At 58.1% G+C, this 21,698-nt stretch carries 20 protein-coding genes and 1 tRNA gene; 12 read left to right on the forward strand and 9 right to left on the reverse strand.

Annotation, left to right across the window (positions count from 1 at the left end; all coding sequences use genetic code 11):
• Nucleotides 1-10 precede the first annotated feature (10 nt).
• From RCI_RS16270 to RCI_RS08595, 4 genes are all read right to left on the reverse strand, one after another.
• Nucleotides 11-172 carry a YgaP family membrane protein gene (locus RCI_RS16270; RefSeq protein ID WP_081477314.1) on the reverse strand — a complete coding sequence of 54 codons (162 nt, stop codon included), beginning with the start codon at nt 170-172 and terminating at the stop codon, nt 11-13.
• A gap of 120 nt (nt 173-292) precedes the next feature.
• On the reverse strand, nt 293-559 hold the full coding sequence (locus RCI_RS08585; protein WP_048198319.1) for a hypothetical protein: 267 nt from the start codon (nt 557-559) through the stop codon (nt 293-295).
• A 127-nt stretch (nt 560-686) separates the two neighbouring features.
• Nucleotides 687-1,772 carry an OBG GTPase family GTP-binding protein gene (locus RCI_RS08590; protein ID WP_012036037.1) on the reverse strand — a complete coding sequence of 362 codons (1,086 nt, stop codon included), beginning with the start codon at nt 1,770-1,772 and terminating at the stop codon, nt 687-689.
• 52 nt (nt 1,773-1,824) lie between these two features.
• A tRNA-His gene (locus RCI_RS08595) sits at nt 1,825-1,897 on the reverse strand.
• Between the two features lie 254 nt (nt 1,898-2,151).
• On the opposite strand from RCI_RS08595, the gene RCI_RS15770 reads away from it, so the two are divergent.
• From RCI_RS15770 to RCI_RS08630, 8 genes are all read left to right on the forward strand, one after another.
• Entirely contained in the window at nt 2,152-4,173 is a 2,022-nt protein-coding gene (locus RCI_RS15770) for an OmpL47-type beta-barrel domain-containing protein (RefSeq protein WP_012036038.1), read from the forward strand.
• A gap of 278 nt (nt 4,174-4,451) precedes the next feature.
• Complete coding sequence (locus RCI_RS08605; protein ID WP_012036039.1) at nt 4,452-5,072, forward strand: methyltransferase family protein; 621 nt, start codon at nt 4,452-4,454, stop codon at nt 5,070-5,072.
• Between the two features lie 13 nt (nt 5,073-5,085).
• On the forward strand, nt 5,086-5,517 hold the full coding sequence (locus RCI_RS08610) for a lipocalin-like domain-containing protein (RefSeq protein WP_048198321.1): 432 nt from the start codon (nt 5,086-5,088) through the stop codon (nt 5,515-5,517).
• Nucleotides 5,518-5,630: 113 nt separating this feature from the next.
• Nucleotides 5,631-6,245: a TetR/AcrR family transcriptional regulator gene (locus RCI_RS08615; protein WP_012036041.1), complete on the forward strand. Its 615-nt coding sequence runs from the start codon at nt 5,631-5,633 to the stop codon at nt 6,243-6,245.
• Nucleotides 6,246-6,276: 31 nt separating this feature from the next.
• The gene (locus RCI_RS08620; RefSeq protein WP_231844810.1) at nt 6,277-7,125 is read left to right on the forward strand and encodes a TrmB family transcriptional regulator; all 849 of its coding nucleotides are present in this window, start codon (nt 6,277-6,279) and stop codon (nt 7,123-7,125) included.
• A gap of 173 nt (nt 7,126-7,298) precedes the next feature.
• Nucleotides 7,299-9,971 (forward strand): phosphoenolpyruvate synthase, encoded by a 2,673-nt coding sequence (locus RCI_RS08625; protein ID WP_012036043.1) that lies wholly within the window; start codon nt 7,299-7,301, stop codon nt 9,969-9,971.
• Nucleotides 9,972-10,007: 36 nt separating this feature from the next.
• A complete protein-coding gene (locus RCI_RS17010) occupies nt 10,008-10,169 on the forward strand; it encodes a hypothetical protein (RefSeq protein ID WP_158308895.1) in 162 nt (53 codons plus the stop codon).
• A gap of 359 nt (nt 10,170-10,528) precedes the next feature.
• Nucleotides 10,529-11,140, forward strand: a complete 612-nt coding sequence (locus tag RCI_RS08630; protein WP_012036044.1) for a hypothetical protein — start codon at nt 10,529-10,531, stop codon at nt 11,138-11,140.
• A 144-nt stretch (nt 11,141-11,284) separates the two neighbouring features.
• On the opposite strand, the gene RCI_RS08635 is transcribed toward RCI_RS08630, so the two are convergent.
• The 3 genes from RCI_RS08635 to RCI_RS08645 form a co-directional block, all read right to left on the reverse strand.
• On the reverse strand, nt 11,285-12,517 hold the full coding sequence (locus RCI_RS08635) for a proteasome-activating nucleotidase (protein WP_012036045.1): 1,233 nt from the start codon (nt 12,515-12,517) through the stop codon (nt 11,285-11,287).
• A gap of 65 nt (nt 12,518-12,582) precedes the next feature.
• Nucleotides 12,583-13,248, reverse strand: a complete 666-nt coding sequence (locus RCI_RS08640; RefSeq protein WP_012036046.1) for a hypothetical protein — start codon at nt 13,246-13,248, stop codon at nt 12,583-12,585.
• Nucleotides 13,249-13,307: 59 nt separating this feature from the next.
• Nucleotides 13,308-13,991: a DedA family protein gene (locus tag RCI_RS08645; protein ID WP_012036047.1), complete on the reverse strand. Its 684-nt coding sequence runs from the start codon at nt 13,989-13,991 to the stop codon at nt 13,308-13,310.
• Nucleotides 13,992-14,035: 44 nt separating this feature from the next.
• Between RCI_RS08645 and polX the strand changes: the two genes are divergently transcribed.
• Nucleotides 14,036-15,946 carry a DNA polymerase/3'-5' exonuclease PolX gene (gene polX, locus RCI_RS08650; RefSeq protein WP_231844811.1) on the forward strand — a complete coding sequence of 637 codons (1,911 nt, stop codon included), beginning with the start codon at nt 14,036-14,038 and terminating at the stop codon, nt 15,944-15,946.
• Nucleotides 15,947-16,479: 533 nt separating this feature from the next.
• Here polX and RCI_RS08655 read toward each other — a convergent pair.
• Nucleotides 16,480-17,532, reverse strand: coding sequence for a methyltransferase domain-containing protein (locus RCI_RS08655; RefSeq protein WP_012036049.1), 1,053 nt, complete (start codon nt 17,530-17,532; stop codon nt 16,480-16,482).
• Between the two features lie 110 nt (nt 17,533-17,642).
• On the opposite strand from RCI_RS08655, the gene thpR reads away from it, so the two are divergent.
• Both thpR and cca read left to right on the forward strand, forming a co-directional pair.
• On the forward strand, nt 17,643-18,191 hold the full coding sequence (gene thpR / locus RCI_RS08660) for an RNA 2',3'-cyclic phosphodiesterase (RefSeq protein ID WP_231844812.1): 549 nt from the start codon (nt 17,643-17,645) through the stop codon (nt 18,189-18,191).
• Nucleotides 18,188-19,519 carry a CCA tRNA nucleotidyltransferase gene (cca, locus tag RCI_RS08665; protein WP_012036051.1) on the forward strand — a complete coding sequence of 444 codons (1,332 nt, stop codon included), beginning with the start codon at nt 18,188-18,190 and terminating at the stop codon, nt 19,517-19,519. The genes thpR and cca overlap by 4 nt, the downstream gene beginning before the upstream one ends.
• 183 nt (nt 19,520-19,702) lie before the next feature.
• On the opposite strand, the gene RCI_RS08670 is transcribed toward cca, so the two are convergent.
• The gene (locus RCI_RS08670; RefSeq protein ID WP_012036052.1) at nt 19,703-20,698 is read right to left on the reverse strand and encodes a histone deacetylase family protein; all 996 of its coding nucleotides are present in this window, start codon (nt 20,696-20,698) and stop codon (nt 19,703-19,705) included.
• Nucleotides 20,699-21,200: 502 nt separating this feature from the next.
• Between RCI_RS08670 and RCI_RS08675 the strand changes: the two genes are divergently transcribed.
• Nucleotides 21,201-21,584 carry a hypothetical protein gene (locus RCI_RS08675; protein ID WP_012036053.1) on the forward strand — a complete coding sequence of 128 codons (384 nt, stop codon included), beginning with the start codon at nt 21,201-21,203 and terminating at the stop codon, nt 21,582-21,584.
• Nucleotides 21,585-21,698: the final 114 nt, after the last annotated feature.

Consider the following 21,698-nt stretch of genomic DNA (forward strand, 5'->3'; position numbering starts at 1 on the left):
CGACCTTCGGCTACTTCAGGTAAGGCGTCTCTCTGGTGTTGATCCCCAGCAGTTGGTATGTCGCGCACCAGCCGGTCGCCGCTTCGAAGAGCAGGAAGAGCCCTGTGCCTGCGAGAAACAGGCCTGTCAGGAACCGGATGACCCTGTCAGTTTCGCCTACGTTCTGTTCCATGGCCAGAAGGTCTGCTTCTGAGGATATAAGGCTCTGCTCCGGCTACGGCGGAGACACCTGGCGCGCAGATCGGCGAGCGCCAGCACTCCGACCGGAGCGAAACTTAAGCGGCTCAGATATTTAGAGGTTGTAGATAGAGCGGTAGTCCCTCGGGTCTCTCGGCTCTTCACGCTGATATTCAGGAGTTTCCGCCGCTTCCATGCGCTCTTCGCGTGAGGGTACATACTCTCTGGTCTGCATACGCTCTTCGCGTGAAGGTGCATATTCCCGGGTCTCCATGCGTCCTTCCCGGGAGCTCTTCTTCGCCATCCGGCCTAGCTCGTAGCCGGCGATCCCTGCCACTGCCATCCCTACAGAATACCTGAGCATCTTCTTCATCACGCCCATAATGTTCCCCATCACTTACAGGATTACCGGGGCAAAAATGGTGTGCCGGGTTTTTACCAGCCAGCAGGCTGCGGAACTGCCCGGAGAAAAGAACTAAGCGCCGGGCCTTCCCGGCTACTATGCGGACCTATTTCTGAATAATTATGGTCAGGATGTCCCCATCGCAAAGGGTGTGGTCGACGCCCACTCTCTGGCCCGCGTGCTTGGCGGAGTCGCCCCACACTTTGGCGTACCTGAACTTGCGGCGGAAGTCTTTGTGGAGCCTGTCGCACACGTCGCCCACGGTGGCGCCGCCTCTCATGATCATGGGCTCTTCGAGGTCTGCCTTGTCGCCCTGGGGCTTGAGGTAGATGTTGATGAAGCCGAGATGGTCGTAGATCGTTTCCTTGAGCACGTCGAGATTGAGCTCCCGGTCCGCCGAGATTTTGATGGCGTCCTTCGGGAACTTTTTCAGGTGCTCCTTATCTACGAGGTCGATCTTGTTGAGCACCAGGACCGCCGGGATGTATACCCGGTTGTCCCTTACCACGTCGATCAGCTGGTCGGCGGTGATGTCTTCCCTGATATTTACAAGAGCGTTGTGAATCTTGTACTCGCCGAGGATGGTCTTGATGGTCTCGTGGTCGATGGTGGTATCGACGGTGGATGTGACGACTACGCCGCCCTTCAGCGTTCTCGTGATTGTGACGTCAGGCTTGCGCTGGTTGATGCGGATGCCTGCGTCGTATAACTCTTTCTCCAGGACGGCTATGTGGTCGAAGTTGAACACGTCGAGGATCATCAGGATAAGATCGCAACCACGGATGACCGAGATGACTTCACGGCCGCGGCCCTTGCCTGCTGCCGCGCCCTTGACCAGGCCGGGCAGGTCGAGGATCTGGATTTTCGCGTCCCTGTACTCCATGGAGCCCGGAACGACGTCGAGGGTGGTGAACTCGTAGGCGCCGACCTCGGACCTGGCGTCGGTCAGCTTGTTGATAAGTGTGGACTTGCCGACGGAGGGGAAGCCGACTAAGGTGACGGTGGCGTCGCCGCTCTTCTTGACGCTGTATCCGCCCGTGCCGCCGCCCTTGGACATGGCCTGCTTGATCAGGTCGTCCTTGAGGCGCGCCATCTTAGCCTTTAAACGGCCGATATGGTGCTCGGTGGCCTTGTTTTTCTGTGTTTTGTCAATCTCGTCCTGGATTGCCTTAATCTCTTCCTCGATCGTCATTGTGCAAAAATCCCTATCGAAAAATGGTTTAAATATATTTTGATGATGTAAGGGCCGGGACCGGGATTCGAACCCGGCTCATGGGATCCACAGTCCCGTAGGATGACCAACTACCCCATCCCGGCAAAAGCAACATCATTACAGATTTGCAGTTATATAAAGTTTATTGTTACCGGCAGTATTGACAGTGGCTGTTACCGTACTTTCTGCAGGCGTCACATTCCGTCAGCAGCAAGGTAAAGTCGATTGAACCAGCGATTGCCAGGTTAACTATTTATACGCGGCCTATAGAGAAAATAACCAAATTCATTGCCGTCGTGTGCCTCTAAACGGGTGGATGGCAACATAGCGGCATTCAGATTTCGGAGTAGGATCGAGAGTGCCTGGAAAACGAGTCTTCTGTCTGATGGCGATGATCGCCATTCTTGTAACGTATGCGATCGCGCCTGCCCTGGCGGCATCCCTGTCCCTTGCCGCCCCGGCCAGCCCGGGCGCCATAAAAACCGGCTCTGTCACGAACGTCAGCTACACGTTATCGAACATGATCAACGGCAATGTCGAGGTCATCGTCAACGGCGCGGGCGGCGCCACTGTTTGGTCGGCTTATTTGCCCATGCAGGCAGCGGGTATACATAACGTGACCTGGAACGGCGCGTACGCCAATGGTACACCTGTTCCGGACGGGTTTTACGCGATCACCCTGGCTGCGAGCAACGGGACTCTGGGGTCGCGCGGGAATGGCAATTACCAGTTTAATGGGCCATTCGATGTGGAAGTCGGCGTCGACGGTAAAATCTACGTGGCGGATCACGGGAACAACAGGGTGCAGGTCTACAGCGATACCGGAGCCTACCTCCTGACTGTCGGCTCGGGTCCAGGGTCAGGTGACTCCCAGTTCGACAGGCCGATGAGCGTCGCGGTGGACAGCGCAGGCAGCATCTATGTGGCGGATTATATGAACAACAAGGTCAAGATATTTGATGGCGCCGGGACCTACCTTAGAAGCATCGGCACTGGAACTTTAGGTACAGGCGACTATGAGTTCCGTCGGCCGAAGGGTGTGACTGTCGATGGTTCCGGCAATGTCTACGTCGTAGATGGATATAATAACAGGATACAGGTCTTCGATAGCGCCGGGACATACCTCAGGACCATCGGCGCTTCGGGCTTCGGACCGTCGGGTACGACGCACTTCTTCGTCCCCAAGGATTGTAAGGTAGGAGCTGACGGTACAGTCTACGTGGCGGATGAGGGAGGCATGTGTGTACACGTCTTCAGTAACACAGGAGCCTGGATCAGGACCATCGGCACGCCGGGAACCAGCGGGTCTGGTAACTACCAGTTTAACTGCCCCTGCGATGTCGCTGTGGATGGCGGCGGTAACATATATGTGGCCGATCCAGGGAATGACAAGGTGAAGATCTACGATAATACTGGAACATACCTCAGAAGCATCGGCACGGGAATCGGAGGAGCAGGGGATGATCAGTTTGATGATCCGATGAGTGTCGATCTGGACAGTGAAGGTAATATCTACGTGGCCGACAGGAACAACAACAGGATCCGCATATTTTACCAGTCCGCTACTGCCGTGACCGGCGTCCTGGTCGATAACACCGCCCCTGTCGTGACCTGCAGCCCGGACAGCCCGGCATCGGGCTGGTTCGTCGCCGACGTGCCAGTTACCCTGGCAGCCGCCGACAACCCGGGGGGCTCAGGTATGGAGTCTTTGAAGTACAGCCTGGACAACGTACACTGGAACCCGTACACGGGCGGCTTTACCCTGACCACCGAAGGCGCGAACATGGTCTACTGGAATGCCACGGACATACCGGGCAACTCCGCCCTGGGCAGCCGGTCGCTGAACATCGACAGGATCGCTCCGACGACGACTGCCACCCTTTCGGGCAACACGCAGAACGGAGCGTACACGTCCAGGGTAACCATCACCCTCTCTGCTGTCGACGCTACTTCCGGCGTTGAGTATACAGAGTATAAAGTCAACAACGGAAGCTGGGCCAGATATTCGGGTCTGCTCACCCTCGACAGCACCAGCACAGTAAACTACAGATCATCGGACTTCGCCGGCAACCTGGAAGCGGAAAAGACCATTTCCTTCACCAGGATTTACCTGCCCCCCGGCACGGTTTCGATGGACGAGATGTACGGCCGACCAGGCGCGACACCCTCGCCCTCCCCGACTCCGACAGTGACACCGGCGCCGACGGCGACAGTAACTGCCACGGCAGCACCGACGATCTCACAGTCGCCGGTTGCGAACCCGACGGCCACTCCGGAGGAGACGCCGCAGAACTCAGGATACCTGCTGTGGCTGACCTTTGGCTTGGTAGCGGTAATAGTCCTAGTGGCTGGCGGGTACGTCCTGTTCTTCAGGAAATAGGGCAGGGCGCTGGAAAAGAGCCTTAACCCGGCTCCCTATTTCCCGGTCCCAGCACGGCGCTGCCTGATCTATCAGCTTTTTTCCATTTCGCATCAGCAGCCTGTCAGTAACTGTACTTCTCCTAGCCCAATTGATCTCTTATGCAGTCCACTGCAGTCCCGATGCAAACCCTTATATACTTATAGTGACATGTCGTCATCACATGACAATGCGTCAGTAAGTGACATAATACCATAAAGTGAAAATGTGTCAAATTAACTACTCAACGGTGATATTAAATGTCAGCAATTGGTGAAGCAGCATCAGAATTCGGAACGTGGTGGGCAGTGCTCGCCTGGATAGTGATCTTCGGCATATTCATCCTGTTTATGCCGTTCTACAAAAAGAGCCAGATCAAGCCGACCGGGACGTACCTGGCCTTCATCGTCGCGATGGCGGTGGAGATGTTTGGCGTGCCTTTCAGCATGTACATCATCGGCTGGCTGTTCGGCATCTGGCTGCCTGAAGGCATCCTGTGGGGACACACTCTCGGCCAGTACATAGGCCTGTGGGGCATGTACATCGGCATCATCTTCATGCTGCTCGGCATCGCGCTCGTCGTCCTCGGCTGGAAACAGATCCACAAGGACTACTGGAGCAAGGAAAGCGGCCAGGGCAAGCTGGTCACCGGCGGCATCTACCGGTTCATCAGGCACCCGCAGTACACGGGTTTCTTCCTGATCACCCTGGGCATGATCTGCGAATGGGCTACCATACCCCTGATCCTGCTGTACGGCCTGCTGCTGTTCCTGTACTACGGCCTCGCCAGGAGAGAAGAGAAGGAGCTGGAACAGGAGTTCGGCAACGACTACGCTGAGTACAGGCAGAAGACGAAGATGTTCGTGCCGTTCGTGATCTAAGGAGGAAGTGGAAATGAAGTCCAGCATAATACTTGCAGCAGGCGTGCTTCTGGTCTCCCTGCTGGTATGCGGGTGCGTGGGAGCGGGAGCGATCCTCCCCGTCCTGAATAACGAAGCTTCCGGAAACCCGGCGGCCTCGGCAGACCCCGTGATGGCGAACGATCCCATTGTCGGCACCTGGGAGATGGTGAACCCGGTCGTAAAGGATGGCGGGAACACACTCGACCTGACTGACGCAAGGTGGATCTTCGAAGCAGACGGCACTTACGAGTACCGGCCGCTGAACGCGGGCATCTTCAAGACCACCGGCACGTGGACCAGCCTGGGCACGGGCAGCTACGAGGTCGTCTGCGGCAAGGACAGCCGGGTCATTCACTATGACTTAACCGAGAGCCTGCTTCAGACTGCGGAGGATGAGCGCTACCTGCTGGCCAGGGCAGCCTGAGGCCGAAGTAGAGCCTGCCAGACGGGTAAAGGCTTAAATAAAATCATGACAGGTAGTATATTGAATGACGCTATGTCATTCACACTCTTGAATTAGAAAGGAGCGAGAGAAAAATGTCGACAGCTGAGAGAAAAGAGAGAGAAAAATTGAGGCGCCGCAACGAGATCATCGACGCGGCGGAGAAGCTGCTCTTCTCGAAAGGCTTCGAGAAAGTCACGATGGATGACATAGCGAAGGAGACAGAGCTTGCCCGGGGAACGCTGTACCTGTACTTCAAGAACAGGGACGACATCATCGCCGCCATCGGCATCCGCGGCATTAAAATCCTGAACCGCCTGTACAGGGAGTCGCTCAGCAAGGGGAAGACAGGCATCGAGAAGATCAGGCACGCTTTGTACGCCTCTTATGAGTACGGCAGCAAGTACCCCGGCTACTACTCGACTCTCAACTACATGGTGGCCAACGGCTTCGAGAAGAAGGATTTTCCGGATAAAGCCGAGCTGATCAGCATCCACGGGGACAACAACAGGATGATCCTCGCGGCCTTCGACGAGGGGATCAGGGACGGTACGCTGAAGAGCGATCTCGACCCGATGAAAGCGGGCATCTTTCTGACGGCGGCCATCGACAGCGTGATCAGCACAGCCTCGTCGACCGGGATGCAGGAAGAGTTCGTCAACTACTCGATCGAGTTGATGCTGCGCTCTATCGAGAACGTGAAGGGTTAAGTCAGGCATAACAAGATTTATGCCTGGGCGAGTGGTAGTATTACCGAAAACTACCATGAAGCCCATATCGAGCAACCTTGTCGATTCACTGAAGACCCTCGGCCTCACGGAATACGAAGCCAAGGTCTACTCCGCCCTCGTGCTCTTCGACAGGGCGGAAGTCAAGCAGATATACGAATACTTAGATGCCCCCAAGCCCAGCGTCTACCAGAGCTTAAAGACATTGATGGACAAAGGCCTCGTCCAGGTGGTCAACGCCAAGCCAGCCGTGTACCGGGCCACCCCGCCGAAGATCGCCATCAAGCACCTCACCGAAATCCACCGCAGCGCCGAAGAAGCGGCTCTGCAGGAGCTGGAGGAGCTGGAGCAGAGCCGGATCGAGCAGGACCTGCCCGACATGCTCTGGACCGTGTACGGCGAGGTAAACATCGGCCACTCGATCGAGGAGATGCTGACCGACGCCAGGCGGTCGGTAAAGCTCATCCTGCCCGACGCGTACCTGCACCACCTGGAACACCTCAGGGACAGGGAAATAACTGTAGACCTCATCACCTTCGGGGCAGACCTCTCGATACCCGGAAAATACGGCCTGAAGTACCTGACCATGAAAGACGCATTTGGCGTCGACCTGCACGACCTGGAGCCCATCCTGAAAAACATCCGGCTGCCCATGCCGTCGTCGAACCTGACCCGGCTCGTCCTGATGGCGGTGGACGATGACAGGTTCATGTACGTGCCTCCCCTGCCCAGCCAGAACAGGTCGGGGATCACCACCAGCAACCCCATGATCAACGCTCTGGCACAGATGGTTTTTCAGACTCTCTGGGAGCGCATGCCCTTCACGTACCCGGAGAGCAACAAGCCTGGCCACCACCCGTAATTAGTAGTTTTTTGTAAAACTACCGCCCCCAAACCTTTTTATAGCTTGCCGCACAACTAGCAGTTGTTAGCAAAAATACCGGCACAGGGCCTCGATGATGCCCTGCGAGGAGCAACGTGGAATTAGATGTGGCCGGCTGTTCAGGGTGGCAGCGGTCACTTCAGGGAGGAAACATGGCGGAAAACGTGGCGTACTTCGAGTCTATGGATAAAACATGGCTTCCGGCCGCAGGCGGCAAAGGGGCGAACCTTTGCGAGCTGACCAGGGCAGGCTTCCCGGTTCCGCCGGGGTTCTGCATCACCACGGCCGCCTACAAGACCTTCATTCAGACGAGCGGCGAGATGGCCGGGCTCCTTGACCAGCTCGACCTGGTGAGCCCCGAGGATCTGGGCCAGATACAGGAACTGGGACACAGGATACGGGAACACCTGAGATCGCTGGAGATGCCTGAAGCCATCCGATCAGACATCCTGCAGGCGCTGCGGAAGACAGGGGAAGACAGGGCTTACGCGGTCCGTTCCAGCGCCACTGCGGAGGACCTGCCTACCGCCTCCTTCGCGGGCCAGCAGGACACCTACCTGAACGTCCGGGGAAAGGAACAGCTGCTCCGGGCAGTGCAGAACTGCTGGGCCTCGCTGTTCACCGACCGGGCCATCGCATACCGGGCGAAAAACGGGTTCGGCCACCGCTCGGTGCTCCTTTCAGTCGTAGTCCAGCAGATGGTCTTCCCGGAAATCTCCGGCATCATGTTCACAGCCGACCCGGTCACCGGCCACCGGAAGACGCTGGTGATCGACGCCAGCTTCGGCCTGGGCGAAGCTCTGGTTTCGGGAATCGTATCCGCCGACCTGTACAAGGTCAGAGCAGGCGAGATAGTGGAAAAGCGGATATCCACCAAGAAGCTTGCGATCTACGCTTCTCCCGACGGAGGCACAATAAAGCAGGAAATCACGCCGGAGAGGCAGGAAGCACAGGCTCTCCCGGACGCCGGGATCCTGGAGCTGGCCGCCATCGGCGAAAAGATAGAGGCTCACTATGGCTCAGAGCAGGACATCGAGTGGTGCCTGGCCGGCGGCCAGTTCTACGTGCTCCAGAGCCGCCCGGTCACCTCGCTATACCCTGTGCCCAGGGCGGACGACAGCCGGCTGCACGTATTCGTCTCTTTCGGCCACTTCCAGATGATGACTGAGGCGATGAGGCCGCTGACCCTGTCAATCTGGAAGACCTGCATGGGCCCGGGCAGCGGCCTGATGGCGGACGCTGGAAGCCGGCTGTTTATAGACCCCACCCGGCTGCTGGCAATAAAGCCGGCGCGGAAAGTGGTGCCCCGGATCATGAGTGTCATGATGGACGAGTCGATCGCGGCAGCTTTCACTGATCTGACGGCCCGGGAGGACTTCAGGCAGGACTGGGACAGGGATGGCAGGAAAGTGCCTGTCAGGCTTTTACTAAAGGTGGCGCCGATCGCAGTCCCTGCCCTGTGCAAGGCACTGTTCAACCTTGTCGCAGCCGATCCTGCGAAAGTGAGAGAAGACATAGCAGCCCGGTTGCTCAGGTTCCAGACGGCCCAGGAAAAAGCGATCAGGGAAGCCTCGGGGCCGGAGAGGGTCCGACGGATACAGGAGGGCTTACAAAGGATGCTGCCCTCGCTGTTCCCGACGTTTGCGCCCGGCCTGGCCCCGGCGATACTGTCGTCGAAGGTGCTCGATAGCATATTGAGGAGACAGCTTGGTGAGGAACGGGGCACCCGCCTGATGGGCCAGCTCTTCAAATCGCTGCCGGGCAGCATTACGACCGAACTGGGCCTCGCGGTGGGCGACCTGGCAGATACGGTCACAGAGTATCCAGGGCTGGCGAAATACCTGCGGGAGGCGAAGGATGAGACATTCTACGCCGGGCTGGAGCACATCGCCGGAGGGCCGGAATTCAGGCGGGAGCTCGGGCAGTTCATGGCCAGGTTCGGGATGCGGTGCTCAGGAGAGGTTGACATTACCGCTCCCAGGTGGAAAGAGTCGCCCACCGCGCTTCTGCCGGTGGTCCTGAGCCAGGCCGGCGCCGCCCCGGGGGAGCACCGGAGAAAACACCAGGAGGGCAGGCTGGAAGCAGAGAGGGCGACCGCCGAAATACTGGACGGCGTCCGGAAAACCAGGCTCGGCTTCCTCAAGGCAGGAGTACTGGCCAGGCTCATCAGGGTGTACCGGAACATCATGGGCTTGCGGGAATACCCGAAGCACATCATGATGCTCCACCTGGAAGTGTGTAAGCAGGCTCTGCTGGAAGAGGCGAAAACTCTGGTCGCCGGAGGCAGCCTGCAAAACGAACAGGACATCTTCTACCTCTCGCTGGACGAGATACTGGCGCTGGAGGATGGCCGGTTAGCCGGCGATGCCCGGGATCTCGTCGCCGCGAGGAAACGCCAGTACGAGCTGGACAGGAAGCTCTCGCCTCCCCGGGTCGTGACTAGCGAGGGAGAGGTGATCACGGGGAAGCGGCAGGATACGGGAGCGCCTTCAGGTGCCCTTATCGGGACGCCCGCCTCAGCGGGAACCGTCGAAGGCACCGCAAGGGTAATCCTCAGGCTGGAGGACGCCCGCCTCAGCCCGGGGGAGATCCTGGTCGCGCCCTATACAGACCCGGGGTGGACACCGCTCTTCAGCTCGGCCAGGGGCCTGGTCACCGAAGTCGGCGGGATGATGACTCACGGCTCCGTCGTAGCCCGGGAGTACGGGATCCCCGCAGTGGTGGGCGTAGAAGGGGCGACCCGGCTCATCAAAGACGGCTCCCGCATCCGGGTGGACGGGACCAGAGGGTACGTCCAGGTACTAAAAGAGAGAGATTTCGACTGATCATGTTTCGCATTAGGGAGATGCAGGTGTGAAATCTTGAGACAGAATACGATACCCCAAAGCGATCATCGAGAAGGGGAGCATTCGGACTACATCATCGACTGCTCGGATCTCGTCATGAAGTTCGGCATCTCCATGATGCTGAACGGAGTCAGCCTGAAGATCAGGTACAGGGAGAACTACAGTACTCTGAATTAATCTGGTTTCTCTCCACCCGTCCAGGCCTCTGGCCAGTAATCACCGTACGTGGGGATTGTTGACGGTTCGTTAGATAAACCCTTTAAATACCCTCTGCGTATTATTATATAGCACACGTGAAACCTTTCGCGCAGGTTTCATTCAGTTTACCGTTACACTCCCATGGACGGCAAACAGATATTAACCTCCGGGCCTCCGGTCTCGAACGCCGGCGGCCCGATTTGCGTTTCAGCGCATTATCCCGGCATTTTTGAAGGATTGTTGACGGTTGGTATGAGAAAGGATATATTTGCACCCGGCTAACTGATCGATATACGGTCTAAGCGTACCAATTAAAGCCATTCGGGAGGCGATGAAGAATGGACGACATCAAGAAAAGACAGAAGCTCGGAGCAGGCATCGTTATCGGCGTGGCCGCCCTCGCATGCGTATGCATAATGGCCATTCTGGCAGGGTCCTACATCTACCTGGGCTTGGTGCCGGGAGAAAAACAGCCGACATCTGTGCCCCAGACAACTGTGACGCCCGCACCCCAGACAACCGTGACGCCTGAGCCGGCAGTGGAACCGGCGCCCTCGGCGACAACTCCCGCAGGGATAGCCACTCCGACCTCCGCGCCCATCCAGTCGTCCAACCCGTTCAAGGTAGAGAGCATGAAATGCGACAGCGCCAGCAGGACCTACACCTTCACGCTGTCCCTCGCGCCCGGCGCCCACCCGGCCGAGCTGAACAAGATCGTGGTGAACGCCACCCACGCCGGCAAGGACTATGGGACCGTGTGGGGCCTCCACGACGGCCAGCTATCCTGGCTCAAAAAGGCCTATGACGACGGCGCCCTACACTATGGCGACGTCCTCGAGATCGTCATCGACGTGGCCGCCAAAGGCATACCCATGGACGGCAAGAGCACCCAGATCACCTTCCTCTACGACGGAAGAGCGGCGTTTACTCAGAACATGGACCCCGTATAACGAGAAAATTTCGGGCATCTGTGGTAAGCAGTGCTATGAGCACCGAGAGGGATTGTTGTATGGAAAGTATACACAGGGAGATTATGCCTGTGGATTTTTGAAAATAAAAAAGTAGGGGCTTGTAGCAGCCCCTTACACTCTGGCTTACGCGTAGACGGTGGAGGTCGGAACCTCGACGGGCGTTTCCTTGTGGAGCACCTTGTCGATGGCCTTCTCGAAGTCTTCCATGTTGACGGCTTTGCTGCGCCTGCGGATGGCGAACATGCCGGCCTCGGTGACGATGGCCTTGACGTCTGCGCCGCTTGCGCCTTCCATCTCTTCGATGATCTTCTGGACGTCCACGTCTTCCTCGGTCGTCATCTTGCGGGTGTGGATCTTGAAGATCTGTTCCCTGCCCTTCTCGTCCGGGAGGGGTACCTCGATGATCCTGTCGAACCTGCCCGGCCTGAGGATGGCGGGGTCGAGCATGTCTATGCGGTTGGTCGCGGCCATGATCCTGACGTTGCCTCTCTCCGAGAAGCCGTCCAGCTCGGACAGGAGCTGCATCATGGTCCTGTTGACCTCTGCGCTGCCGGTGGTGCCGTCGTGGGTCCTGCGGCTTCCCACGGCGTCCAGCTCGTCGATGAAGATGATGCTGGGGGCCTTGTCTCTCGCCATCTGGAACAGGTCTCTGACCAGCTGGGCGCCCTCGCCGATGAACTTGTGGACCAGCTCAGAGCCGGACATCCTTATGAAGGTCGCGTTGGCCTGGTGGGCGACTGCCTTCGCGAGCAGGGTCTTGCCGGTGCCCGGGGGCCCGTAAAGGAGCACGCCTCTGGGCGGCTCGATGCCCACGCTGGCGAACAGCTCGGGCTGGGTGAGCGGGAGTTCGACTGTCTCCACTACTTCCTGGATCTCCTTCTCCAGGCCGCCGATGTCCTGGTAGTCGACACTGGGGGCCTCGATGACTTCCATGACTCTCGCGCGTACATCAGCCGGTTTCTCGAGGATCCTGACGATGGCCAGGGAGTTGTTGACAGCGACCCTGGTGCCGAGAGTCAGCTTCTGGAGCAGCTCGTCGGAGGGCTTGGTTAAGACTTCCTGGTTGTTGCCGTGCTGGCGCAGGATAACCATGCCTCCCTCACCGATTTCGATGACGCTGGCGATGAAGAGTGGAGTGCGGCGGAGGTGAGCGTTCTCCTGCTGGAGGCGCTGGATCTCCTTGAGGTTATTATTATTAATCATGGTGGACTCAAGCAGCCGGGACTTAAGCTCCTCGTACTGGAGCCTGAGCAACTCGAGCTCCTCCTGGATTGTCTGTTTCTCCTTCTCGAGCATGCCGACCTTCTCGATCATGGGCTCGGGGAAAGACTCAGGTGGAGTATCAGTCTTTGTCATACAGAACACAATTACTATAATTGCGCGTTTAAAATCTTTTTGATTACAATAGTGAAATGCCGCTTTTATAGCGGAAAATCCGTGTAACAGACGCTTTTTTTGATCTGGGCCTGGGCGATCCTGAGTGTATTATATACGTTGGCGAGGCCGAACTTCAGGATCGAGCGCTCGTCATCTCTCCAGTAGGCTGCCAGGCCGGCCCTCGGGTCGTCCACGACGGCCTCCGGCCGTCTCAGGAGGCCGTAATACCCCTCCACGTAGTCGAGGTCGGCGGACGGGAGGTTCATGTTGTTCTTGACGTACAGGCAGGTGTCATGCTTCCTGAACTTTTTCAGCGCGTGCTTCAGGTGCGGATAAAGCTCCGGCTGGACGTCCCGTGCCCGCAGCAGCAGATACGGCAAATCGAAGCCTTCTTCCGCCGTCTCCACCGCCCCGTAGTGCGCCGCCAGCGTGCCCCCGTCGAACATGTCCAGATAAGAGAGAAAGCTTTTCATGACCTGCCTCTCCTCCAGCTCAGAGGCCGTCGCCGCCACGAACAGCTTAGCGTACACCCGGCTGATCGAGCTGAGGCCGCTGGTGTGCGCCGCCGCGATAAGGCAGACGGGCTGGTCCGGCTCGGAAGGGCACTCCTCGCGCGAGAAGGGAATGACGTCGACCGCCAGCAGTACACCGTTGAGATACTGATCAGTGATTTTAAGGGGATCGATCTCTACCTGCAGGCACTGGCTCATGTTAAAAGAGATAGGCGGATTCTAGAATATATAGTTGATATTTCCGCCTGCCATCCGGATTACACGTGCAGGAAGAAGGACAGGTACTTCATCACCGTCTTCTTCTCCACGACGCCCATGCGGACGAGCAGCCAGAGGATGATGGCCGCGATGATGATGATGGCCACGATGCCGCCGACTGCGTAGCTGAGCAGGTGGGAGTACTCCATGATGGATTCCCAGTTCTCCCCGAGGGTGAAGCCCAGGTACGATAAAACCAGGCACCAGGGGAACGCTCCGACCATGCTGTAGATCATGAATTTGTAGAAGTTCATGCCCAGCAGGCCGGCGGGCACGTTGACGATGGTGCGGACGACCGGGAGCAGCCGGGTGTAGAAGCAGGCGGACTCTCCGAACTTGCAGAACCACTTCTCGGCGAAGACCATCTTGTCCGGGGTGACGCCCAGGTACTTGCCGTATTTGTCGACGAAAGGCTTGCCTCCCCACGCTCCTATCGCATAGCCGATGGCCGAGCCGAGGCCGGTGCCCAGAGAGCCCACGACGGCCGCGAGGACCCAGTTGATCTTGCCCTGGGATGCCATGAACCCGCCGTAGGTCATGATGAGCTCGCTCGGCACGGGAATGCCGGCGCTCTCGATGGTCATGAGAATGAAGATGCCTGCGTAGCCCATGTTACCGATAAGGTTGGTAATGAAGCTAGATAAGCTGCCGAGGAGCGAGTCCAGCCCAAACGTGAGGAACACCACTGTTTCCACTTTACCCGAGAATATAAACTTTGTGCAGCCGTATGATCCGGATAGCTTCCGGTAAACCAGGACAGAGCCTGATCCGGGACGGATGCCGAAGCCTGCCCCGGGACGCCTGCGGGCCGATCTGCCCTCCGGGCGTGATTATTGCAGGCGCGATTATAAGGGTGCCGGAGGATAAAATAATTGTAAAAATGCCCGGCTGTAAAGGTGAGGCGAAGCGGAACATGAAGAAGAACGACGAAGTCTCGGCAGTATTATACGACATCTCGAGGCTGCTGGAGCTGGAAGGGGAGGAAGCGTACCGCATCAGGGCGTACCGGAAGGCTTCGCAAAGCGTGAGCTCGCTGGAAGGGGACATCGAGGAGTACTACAAGGAGGGAAGGCTGCGGGACATCCCCGGCGTCGGCCCCAGCATCGGCTCGGTGATCGAAGAGCTGCTGAGGACGGGGAGGAGCGGCCTGCTGGAAACGCTAAAAAAAGAAACCCCCCTGGAGCTCTACGAGGTCATCGAGGTGCCGGGCATAGGCCGGAAGACGGCGCTGAAGGTGCACAGGGCTCTGGGGGTCGCGACGATAGAGGAGTTCAGGGACGCTGCGAGATCCCACCGCATCAGGCGGATCAAAGGCCTGGGAGATAAGGTCGAGAAGAAGATCCTCGACGCCCTCGATCGGCACAACAAGGCCCTGAGCGAGACCAGGATCCCTGTATTCAGGGCTTCCGCCATCGCCGCCGAGATCATGGGGTACTTTAAGGACTGCGAGGGCCTTGCGCAGGCGGACGTCGCGGGAAGCCTGCGGCGGCGTGCCCCCATGATCGGCGACATCGACATCGTGGCCGCCGCACACGACCCGGCCGAGGTGATCGACTGCTTCTGCAACATGCCCATCACCCGGATAGTCAAGGACAGGGGAGAACACCACGCCGAGATCACGACCCGGTATCGCGTGGACGCGAAGCTGAAGATCGTCAGCCGCGACAACTACGGGCTGCGCCTCGCCCTCAATACCGGCTCGAAGGCCCACCTGAGAGAGCTGGAGAAGCGGGCCATGGCGAGAGGCGACCGGCTCAGCAAGGAGGGCTTTTACAAGGGCGGGGAAGAGAAGGTCAAGTTCCCCAGGGAGGAGGGGTTATACAGGGCGCTCGGCCTCGAGTACATACCCCCGGAACTCAGGGAGGGACGGGGAGAAGTCGACGCTGCAGCAAAGGGCACGCTGCCCGACCTGATCACCGTGGAGGATATACGCGGCGATCTGCACGTCCACACCGAGTGGAGCGACGGATCAAGCTCAATCCAGGACATGGCCATGGCCGCCCGGGCGAAAGGGTACGAGTACGTGGCGATCTGCGACCACTCGAAATCGCTGCACATCGCGAACGGGCTGAGCATCGAGCGCCTCCGGGACCAGATGGCGGAGATCGACCGCCTCAACGACACGCTGGAGAACTTTACCATTCTCAAGGGCAGCGAGGTCGACATCATGCCCGACGGCAGCCTGGATTTGCCGGATGACGTGCTCGAAGACCTCGACATCGTCGTCGGCTCCGTCCACACCCAGCTCAGGCAGGACGCCGACGTGGTCACCAGAAGAGTGATCAACGCCCTCGAAAACGAGCACCTCACCATCCTCGCCCACCCCACGTCCCGCATCCTCGGCAGGAGAGAGCCCACCGCCATAGACATCGACCGGGTCATAGAGGCCGCTAAAGAGAACAACAAAGTCCTGGAGGTAAACGCCTATCCAGACAGGCTCGACCTCAGCGACGAGCACGTCAAAAAGGCCATGGACGCCGGCGTCATGGTCTCCATCGACACGGACTCCCACGGCATCGCCGAGCTGGACTACATGGAATTCGGCGTCAACAACGCCCGCCGGGGCTGGGCCACGAAGGCCAGAGTTCTGAACACGCTGTCCACAGGGGCGCTGCTGGAATATATCGAGAGGTATTAAAAAAAGATAAAAAGCCAAGAGTCGGGTGATGAACGGTGCCTTGATCAGGTATAAGAGGTGAAAAATCGGCAGTTTCCCTGATCTGCGCATATATCACCGCCAAGCACTCGCCTTAAGAAAAACTGAAAGATAGCCCGGCATAGGTCGAAAATACCGCCAAGCACTCGCTGGATGATAAATGGGGATTTTCAGGTAGAGGCTATGAAAAATTGAAAGTTGGCCCTGTGTGAGTCGAAAATACCGCCAGGCACGCCAAGGAGCCAAGCTCGCCAAGAGCTAATTTTTCATGGAACGCCAAGCTAAATACGGGTGATTTGTGCGATTACGATCAAATAAATCTTGGCGCCCTTGGCCCCTTGGCGTGCCTGGCGGTCTTGCAACCATAGCCGAAACAACATGTTTTTCATAGGAGTACGATGGATGAGCTGTACTGCGCTCAAGTCTGAATAATGAAAAGTTATTCATGCGACGCAGGACGCCAATGGATTATTAAATAATTGTAGATCAAATCTTTGGCCTTGGCGTTTGATTATTTAGCTCTTTTTTATAAGGTAGATGGACGGGTGCAGGCCGTGCAGGCTGAGTGTACACCGCTTTTCAATATGAAGGCCGCAGCTCTCTGCAGCTCTGGTGATAGCTTCTTCCTGGTCGGTCAGCAGCACCATCAGGCCTCCGGGGGCGAGCAGCCTCTTCGCCTCGGCCAGGAACTCTACGTATAGCTGGTCTACGTCGCCAACCTCTATCTGTTTGCCCCAGGGCAGGTTGGAGACGATCTTGTTCACAGATCCGGACGGCAGGCCGGTATGGCGGGCGTCCCTGTGGTCTATGCGGATCGAGCCGGGCAGGTTCTGGCGGGCGATCTCCAGCCGTTCGGGTGATATGTCGCTGCCGATGATGGCCTTTGCCTCACAGGAGGCTCGCTCTGCCAGGATGGTACCTGAGCCGCAGAAGGGATCGAGGAAGATGTCGTCGGGCCGGGGCATGGATATTAATACCATCGCGTGCGCGACCGAGGCTTTCAGGGCTGCGGAGAGGAACTGCTTCTCCTGCCCCCGGTAGCGGAAGGTCGCCGGTGTCAGCTTGACGTGGAGGAATGCCGAGCCCCCTTCCACGTCTATCCTGAAATGCAGGTCGTGCGCCTCCACCGACCCCCGCCTGAAGCCGAGCACCCTGACCAGGGCGTCCAGCAGTGCGTCGGCCGCCTGGTACCTGCTATAGGTATGCTTTCCCGTGCGGCTGCCGCTGACGATGACGGATCTGGCGCTCAGGTCTCCGTACAGCCGCTCCAGACGTGGCCGCAGGCCCAGCTTCGCGAGCTTCCGGGGGATCTCGGCCAGGTCGGCCTTATGGGGGCCGATCTCGAACGAGCCCAGGTAGTAGTAGAGGTTGTCCACGCACCGGAGGGAGAACAACTCCTCGTAGCTGCGGTCGAACCGGAAAAAGATCTTTCCACGTTTCCTGGTCAGCACCTTCAGCCCGCCGAGCTTCGACTGCATCTCCCCGGCTGCAACGTCCTCTATCCCCGGCACCGTGGTGGCCATGTAGATCTGCTCGTTAGGATTCTCAGCGCGGCTTTTCGGGTCCATAGAGATCAGGCTCTATGCATGATCTGCGGGGCCTTTAATAAAATGATCGCATGGCACGGGAATGCTCATGGTTGCGCGCAACCTTTTTTCCCTACGCGGTGCAATGTACTATGATCATGATTCGCACGTTCATAGCGGTCAACCTGGACCCGGCTATCAAGGAGAAGATTGCCGAGGCCGTGGGGGACTTCAACATGAAGGGCTTGAAGACGGTGGAGCCGGAGCTGGTCCACATCACCCTGAAGTTCCTGGGCAACGTAGAGGAGGACCGGATCGACGCTATCGCCGACGCCCTGAAAGAGGGCGTCACAGTAGAGCCGTTTACGGCGACTTTCCGCTCCATAGGGGGCTTCCCGGGGACGAAGAACCCTCGCGTCATCTGGATCGGCGCCGAGGGGCCGTTCGAGGCATTGAATAAACAGGTGGAGGACGCTCTGGCCGGTATCGGCTTCGAGAGGGAGGGCAGGTTCAACGCCCACGTCACAATCGGCCGGATCAAATTTTCGACCCCGGAGCAGAAGCAGCGGCTGCCGCTGCTGTTCGAGAAGTACAGGGACTTCTACGCCGGCACCCAGCCGGTGGACAGGATCCACGTGATGAAGAGCACTTTAAGCCCGAAGGGGCCGAAGTATGAGGCTATCCGGGAGATCCTGCTTTGATCACGGACAGCATCCTCAAAGAGGCGGCGGGGAGAGTCAAGCCCAGCGCCGCCGAAGCAGATAACCTGAAAAATACGGCCCGGGAGATAATCGGCCGGATCGACAGCGAGGCCGCCCGCCTAGGGTTCAACGTCCACGCTATCCACGTGGGCTCCACCGCCCGGGACACGTGGCTCAGGGGCAAGCGGGACATCGACATCTTCCTCATGTTCCCCCCGGAGACGCCCCGGGAGCAGCTGAAGCTGGAAGGGCTGCAGCTGGCCAGGAGCGTGTCCGACGACTACGAGGAGAAGTACGCGGAGCACCCGTACATCAGCGCGATCTACAAGGGCTTTGACGTCGACCTGGTGCCCTGCTTCAACGTGCCGGACGCCTCGAAGATCCAGTCGGCCGTCGACCGGAGCCCGTTCCACAACCAGTACGTGCTCACACACATCAACGGCCTGAACGACGAAGCCCGCCTGCTCAAGCAGTTCATGCACGGCGTCGGCGTCTATGGCTCGGAGCTGCGGACCCAGGGGTTCTCCGGCTACCTGGCGGAACTGCTCATCATCAGGTACGGCTCATTCCTCGATACGGTTAAGGCGGGCGCGAACTTTTACCGGGGCCTGGTCATCGACGTGGAGGACCACATGGACCCGGGAGTGAAGCACCCGGAGCCTCTCATCGTCATAGACCCGGTGGACCCGAAGCGGAACGTGGCCGCGGCGCTCTCGGAGCAGAAGCTCTACGAGTTCGTGGACGCATGCCGGCGCTTCCAGAAGGCCCCGAGCCTCGACATGTTCTTTCCGCCCCCCGTCGAGCCGGTGGACGAGCCGGAACTGCTGGAGATCATCGACGACAGGGGCACGCTGCTGCTGACCATCACCTTCCGGGCGCCGGACATCGTAGAGGATACTTTGTACCCGCAGCTCAGGAAGGCGGAAGAGTCGGTCGTGCGCATGCTGGAGCTGCACGAGTTCAAGGTATACCGGAGCGGCGTCTGGTCGAACGGGAAGAGGTGCGCCATCGTGCTGGAAATGCTCGTCTGGTCTCTCCCCAACATCGAGCGCCACCTCGGCCCCCCGCTCGAGCAGCGGGAACACGCCGACCGGTTCCGGGATAAGTACCCTGATGCATACGTATTCGGCTATCGCTATGCCGTCGACATCCCGAGAAAATACCCCCGGGCCGACGAGCTCATCCGGGCGAGGCTCACCTCCTGCGCGTTGGGCAAGCAGGTCTCCGAATCGATCCGCCAGGACTTCATCGTGCTCTCCGGCACCTCCGTGCTGAGCGTCGGCGAAGGCATCGGCGAATTCCTGCGAGAGCTGCTGCACAGGAAATAGAGGCCCTGGGTGACGGGTAAAAAGTTTGCTCGGCCCCGGGAGGCCTCGGTTTTAATTCGCAAAGGCGCAGGGGCGCAACGACGCAAAGATCTTTTAGATAGCCCTGGCGTCTTTGCGCCCTTGCGCCCTTGCGAACTAAGAACAAGGCGGCCTGGCGCCGAACACTACCCACTTTTCGCATTGTTATATACGCCAGTACTGTCGCTGGATCCGGACGGCCTCGCCAATGTGGGATACTGCACCGGCGGTTGTCTCTGGCTCGATCTCCGCGTCCTCGCCCAAAAACCCTCGTATGGAGGCGGCCACGCAGTCGGGCAGCAGGGCCGAGTACCCGCCCTCCAGCATAGCGACGACTCCCAGGGCGCTGCTCATCGTTCTGACCATGTAAGCCAGCTTCTGAAAGCCCCGGGGAGTCATTCGCATATCTCCGAGGGGGTCTCCTTGTGCCGGGTCGTAGCCTGCGGACACGATCACCAGGCCTGGCTTATAGTCGTCCGTGATGGGCGTGAGCACCCTGAGAAAGGCCTCGAGGAAGTCGGCGTCGGTGGATCCTGCGGGCAGGGGCACGTTCACATTAAAGCCTTCTCCTTCACCCTCGCCGGTCTCGGCGGCATCGCCGGTGTACGGGAAATGGGGGGACTGGTGCACGGAAAAGTATAGGACGTCCGGGGTGCGGTAAAAGATCTGCTGGGTGCCGTTGCCATGGTGCACGTCCCAGTCGACGACGAGCACTTTACGATAGTGATCCAGGGCCCGGGCGGCGCCGATCGCGGCGTTGTTGAAGATGCAGAAGCCCATCGCCCGGCCCGGGAGAGCGTGGTGTCCCGGGGGACGGACTAGGCCGAAGGCCAGCTCTCTGCCCTTGCGGACCTCCTCCACCGCGTCCAGAGCGGCACCAGCTGCCAGCCGGGCAGCATCCAGAGAGCCGGCGGTCATCTCGGTGTCGGGGTCCAGCATGCCGGTGCCAGATGTCTCGATATGCCTGACGTAGTCTAAATCATGCACTCTGGTCAGCTGCCTTTCGGCAGCCCTGCCCAGAGAGACCACGTCTACATGACCCATTAATTCTGAAGAGTTCAGGCCCCCCATGATAGCGGTGAGCCTGCGAGCGTTCTCGATATGGCTTTCTGTCCCGTGGAGAAGGCACTGATCGGAGTACAGGACGCAGGCACGCTTCATAATTAAGGAGGTACGAGGCGGGGATATTTGATGCTTTTGTTCGCCTGCAGCGGCCCGTAAACGAGCTTAAAATTGCCATCCGATTCCCGGTCAAATTATAGGCCAAAATTTAAAAATCCATGAACATCGGCCTCGAATTCTTTTTGGCCATCATATAAAAGAAGTTAAATGCGCCATTTTGAGTGAAAGTTTCGATCATATAATATTTGGCGTATAGCCCCGTGCCAGGCATTATAATTTCATCTGATGACATTCTCCAGGGGACCGTAAAAGCTTATCTACACCCCTTTTCCCTCGTCTCATTATTATCGTTCCGAAATATTTAAATATAAACGATTGGTTATGGTCTATCGGCGCTGCAAAATATTCAACACATATTTTATTATCGCGTCTATAAGGATAAAGTATATATAATAACGGTTGCTATACTACCATTGTCAGAATCCCTATAATAAATATTTAATTCTGATAAGAAAATAATTTTCGACAGAGGTGGACATAAATGAAAAAACTTACAGTACCGGTCCTTGACGAAAAGGACAAGGAATTCGTGGAGACCCTCGTGAACGTGGGCCTGAAGAGAAACGTCGCCAAGACGTTAGTCTATCTTGCCAACGTCGACGAGACGATCAGCAGGGACATCGAGCTGGGAGCAGACCTCCGGCAGCCCGAAGTCAGCATCGTCATGAGGGAGCTTCGCGACCAGAACTGGATTGAGGAGAGGGAAATCAAGAAGGAAGGCAAGGGCAGGCCGCTGAAGTGCTACAGGCTCGCCACGAGCATTACCGACATCATTTCAACTCTCGAAGAGCGCAAGCGCATCGAAGCTCAGCTGCACCTGGACAACATTCAGAAGCTCAGGTCGCTGACCGACAAGCTGAAGTAAATCAGAGTTTACAGTAATTCCAAAATGTTCACTTCCCGCAGCCTCTGCGGGAAAAAACTTCTACTTTTTTGCCGGCGCTGCCGGCGAGGCTTTCATGCAGCCCAAGAATAAAAT

This window comes from Methanocella arvoryzae MRE50 (assembly GCF_000063445.1).
Lineage (GTDB): Archaea > Halobacteriota > Methanocellia > Methanocellales > Methanocellaceae > Methanocella_A > Methanocella_A arvoryzae.